This is a genomic window from Caballeronia sp. (assembly GCF_028292365.1).
Classification (GTDB): domain Bacteria; phylum Pseudomonadota; class Gammaproteobacteria; order Burkholderiales; family Burkholderiaceae; genus Caballeronia.
The window spans coordinates 1-4374 of record NZ_JAQGMM010000517.1 but is presented as its reverse complement, the minus strand read 5'-3'; the positions used below and the strand labels follow the sequence as shown (position 1 = coordinate 4374).

Below are 4374 nucleotides of genomic sequence, written 5' to 3'. Positions count from 1 at the left end.
CGTGGTCCTTCACGGTCTTCTCGAGCAGCGGTTTGTAGGCGTCGTTCTGGACGGCCTTGAGGATCAGCGAGGGGTTCGTGGTCGCGTCTTGCGGCTTGAACTCGCCGAGTTGCTGGAAGTTGCCGGTGTCTGCGACAACGGTGGTGTATTGCTTGAGCTGGTCGAGAGCGGAGGTCATGTCTGGTCTTCGGCGTGTTGTGCCGTTGTCAAAGATGCGGAATGCCCGCGGGTGAAAGGGTTTTGCGAGGCCGCTGGTGCTGATGTACTGCGCCAAAAGCTGTTGGCGAGCGGCTCGCCCCACATTGCTATTCAATTGCCATTCTATTCCTGCTGCGTCATTTGGCGCAGAGAACGCGATAGTTCGCAGCCGTGCTTTCTGTGTCTGGCCGATGAGCTACAGCGGCGCTGCATGCGATGCTTAACCCTTTTCGACGGCGGGTGGCTCCGAGAGTTCACCTGCTGCGCCAGTCGCCACGATTGCCGAGCGGCGAGTCCGGGGTGGCGGGTGTTGCACGACTGGTATGCCGATGTTCTGTGCAATCCCGATGCCAGAGCTCCGAATCGACTAGCCACGCCTCATTACACGTGGTTCGCGTGAACATTTCGCGTCGATACGATCAATCTACGCCCGCCGCGCGTTGAGCACAATCTGCGTGACGACACCCGCCACCAGGCCCCAGAACGCCGAGCCGATCGACAGCAGCGTCAGTCCCGACGCGGTGACCATGAACGTGACGAGGGCGGCTTCGCGCTGGCGCAGGTCGCTCATCGCGTTGGTGAGGCCGCTCATGATCGAGCCGAACAAGGCCAGCGCGGCGACTGACACCACCAGTGCTTTCGGCATCGACGCGAACAAGGCGGCAATGGTCGCACCGAACACGCCGGCCAGGAGGTAGAAAATCCCGCACCAGACGGCGGCCATGTAGCGCTTCGAGCGGTCCTGGTTGGCTTCGGGACCGGTGCAGATGGCGGCGGTGATAGCGGCCAGGTTGATGCCGTGAGAGCCGAACGGCGCGAGCACGAGCGATGCCAGCCCGGTTGTCGCGATCAGCGGCGCGGACGGCGTGTTGTAGCCGTCCGCCCGCAACACGGCAATGCCAGGCACGTTCTGGGAGGCTACCGCGACCACGAACAGCGGTATGCCGATACTGATAACCGCCGCGAGCGAGAAGTGCGGCAGGGTGAAAACGGGGTGGGCGAGCGCGACGTGGAACTGGCTGAAGTCGAGCAGGCCGAGCGACCCTGCGGCCACGATACCGACCACGAGCGTCATGAGGATGGCATAGCGGGGCGCGAGGCGTTTCACGACCAGATAGGTGAAGAACATCGCCAGGACGAGGGCGGTCTGGAACTGGGCGGCTTTGAATATTTCGATGCCGATCTCGAACAGGATGCCGGCCAGCAGCGCGGCGGCGATGCTGGCGGGGATTTTCCGCATGAGCGTATCAAACCAGCCGGTGAGGCCCACGATAGTGAGCAAGACCGCGCAGACGACGAAAGCGCCGATTGCGTCGGGATACGCTACGTTGGGCAGCGATGTCACGAGGAGCGCTGCCCCGGGCGTCGACCAGGCGGCGACGATTGGTGCGCGGAATTTGAGCGAAAGGCCGATCGTGCACAGCGCCATGCCAATGGAGAGAGCCCAGATCCAGGAGGAAATCTGGGCATCGGAGAGATGGGCGGTGCGCCCCGCCTGGAACATGAGGACGAGCGAACTGGTATAGCCCGTCATCATCGCGACGAATCCCGCGACGAGCGCGGAAATGGAGGAATCGGCGAAGGGGCGGAAGGTCGTGGCGGTCGGATTCATGCGAAGCCTTGGAGAGACGATCGCAGATCGTACTGACCAGAAGGGATTAAGGGCAGTGACAGTCTGAAAAAATTCTGCCGTGCCACTTTAAGGCGATGTGAATAAAACGGGCTGAATCTGGAAAAGGGGACGGTATAGACCCCTGACTTGTATTGAACCGCGCGCGAGGCAAGACAGCGGCTTACCAAACACCGGTTATTTGGAAAGCGCCCGCATTGCACTTTCAAGCCCGCCAAGCGTCAATCCATACATCCGGCCGCCCAATATTTGCCGAATAATCGATACCGATTGCCGATATTCCCAAAGCCTTTCCGGCTCAGGATTAAGCCACGCAAAACGAGGGAACTGATCGGCGAGGCGCCTCAACCAGACCGCGCCCGCTTCGGCATTGTTGTATTCGACCGAACCGCCGGGCTGAACGACTTCATACGGACTCATGGTTGCATCGCCGACAAAAATCAGTTTGGTGTCCGGCGAAAACTTGTGCAGCACATCAAACGTGGCGGTGCGCTCACCATGCCGTCTCCGGTTATTTTTCCAGAGATAGTCATACACGCAGTTGTGGAAGTAATAAAACTCGAGGTGTTTGAATTCTGACTTCGCTGCGGAAAAAAGTTCTTCAACGCGCTTGATATGATCGTCCATCGATCCGCCTACATCCAGCAGCATCAGGACTTTCACATTATTGTGGCGCTCCGGGACCATCTTCAGATCGAGCCAGCCGGCATTGGCGGCGGTACTGCGAATGGTGTCGGGGAGATCGAGTTCATCGGCGGCGCCTTCGCGCGCGAAACGCCGCAAGCGCCGCAACGCCACCTTGATATTGCGCGTCCCGATCTCGACCTGATCGTCATAATCCTTGTAGGCGCGTTCATCCCAGACTTTGACGGCCGTTCGATTCCCTGAGGAATCTCCGCCAATCCGAATCCCTTCCGGGTTATATCCGCCATTGCCGAACGGCGACGTCCCGCCTGAGCCAATCCACTTGCTGCCGCCTTCGTGCCGTTCGTGCTGCTCTTCGAGAAGTTCTTTCAGCCGTTCCATCAATTTGTCGATACCGCCCAGCGCTTCTATCTGGCGTTTTTCCTCGGGCGTGAAATCCCGTTCCAGGCGTTTCTTGAGCCAGTCGAGCGGGACATCGAACGCGTCTTCATCGAGTGTCGCGATACCGTTGAAATAGGTGCCGAACGCCTGATCGAATTTATCGAAGTATTTCTCGTCCTTGATCAGCGTCATGCGCGCGAGAAAGTAAAACTCGTCGATAGAAGGGCCAATTACCTGAGCCTTCAGTGCTTCAAGCAGCGTCAGGTATTCCTTGACCGAAACCGGTAGCTTGGCGCCGCGCAGGGAATAGAAAAAGTCGATCAGCATGCCGGGCTCCTTGCCCCAATCTGTCGCAGTACGAGTTACGAGTCGAGCTATGAATCAAGCGGCAAGTCGAACCGCGTTTCGAGTTTGGCACGCAGGTTCGCGCGCACGGCCGGCCACTCGGACTCGATAATCGAAAATACCACCGTATCGCGGTAAATGCCGTCCCGGCCGATCTGGTGATTGCGCAGGATTCCGTCTTCCTTCGCCCCTAGCCGCGCAATAGCCGCGCGCGACTGACGGTTCATGAAGTGAGTCCGGAACTCGACGGCGATGGTCGCAAGCGTATCGAACGCGTACGAGAGCAGGAGCAGCTTGGCTTCGGTGTTGATCGCCGTGCGCTGCACGCGTTTTGCGTACCACGTGCTGCCAATCTCAAGCCGCCGATGCGCCGCCTCAACATTCATATAACGCGTGCTGCCGACTATGTCGCCTGTCCTCGCGTCGATGACGGTGAACGGTTGCGCGCCGGCCGAATCGCGCATGGCGAGCGCCGTGTCCATCCACGTGACCATTGTGTCGGGCGAGGGGACGCTCGTGTACCAGAGCTTCCACAACTCGCCGTCCGCAGCGGCGTTGACGAGCGCATCCTGATGCTCGCGCTCGAGCGGCACGAGTCTCACAAACGTGCCTTCCAGCGTAACCGGATCGATCCAGCGGCTCATACGTGCAGCCCTCTTTCAACGGTTGTTGCGGTTCATGAACAGCAGCCGCTCGAACAGGCTCACGTCCTGTTCGTTCTTGAGCAACGCGCCATGCAACGGCGGGATGACTTGTTTCTGATCGGTCGAGCGCAACGCTTCCGGGCCAATATCCTCAGCCAGCAGCAGCTTCAACCAGTCGAGCAATTCCGATGTCGACGGTTTTTTCTTCAGGCCCGAAACATTGCGCAACTCGAAGAAACTTTGCATCGCGGCCGCGAGCAGTTCCTGCTTGATGCCTGGGAAATGCACCTCGACAATCTGCTTCATCGTCGTGGGTTCGGGGAACTTGATGTAGTGGAAAAAGCAGCGGCGCAGGAACGCGTCGGGCAGTTCTTTTTCGTTGTTCGAGGTAATGATCACCAGTGGCCGGTGTTTCGCCTTCACCAGTTCGTGGGTCTCGTAGACGTAGAACTCCATCCGGTCGAGTTCGCGCAGCAGGTCGTTCGGGAATTCGATGTCCGCTTTATCGATTTCATCGATCAGCAGCACGCC

The 4374-nt window shown here is 59.1% G+C and carries 5 protein-coding genes; all 5 read right to left on the bottom strand.

Annotation, left to right across the window (positions count from 1 at the left end; all coding sequences use genetic code 11):
• Window positions 1-178 (bottom strand): transaldolase family protein (locus JWR14_RS30075; RefSeq protein ID WP_299716599.1); only part of this gene is annotated, 178 nt, incomplete at its 3' end.
• 444 nt (window positions 179-622) lie between these two features.
• Window positions 623-1810 carry a benzoate/H(+) symporter BenE family transporter gene (locus JWR14_RS30070; protein WP_299716596.1) on the bottom strand — a complete coding sequence of 396 codons (1188 nt, stop codon included), beginning with the start codon at window positions 1808-1810 and terminating at the stop codon, window positions 623-625.
• 195 nt (window positions 1811-2005) lie between these two features.
• Window positions 2006-3181, bottom strand: coding sequence for a VWA domain-containing protein (locus JWR14_RS30065; RefSeq protein WP_299716593.1), 1176 nt, complete (start codon window positions 3179-3181; stop codon window positions 2006-2008).
• Window positions 3182-3228: 47 nt separating this feature from the next.
• Complete coding sequence (locus JWR14_RS30060; RefSeq protein WP_299716590.1) at window positions 3229-3843, bottom strand: GNAT family protein; 615 nt, start codon at window positions 3841-3843, stop codon at window positions 3229-3231.
• Window positions 3844-3858: 15 nt separating this feature from the next.
• On the bottom strand, window positions 3859-4374 hold a 516-nt coding region (locus JWR14_RS30055; RefSeq protein WP_299716587.1), incomplete at its 5' end, for a MoxR family ATPase.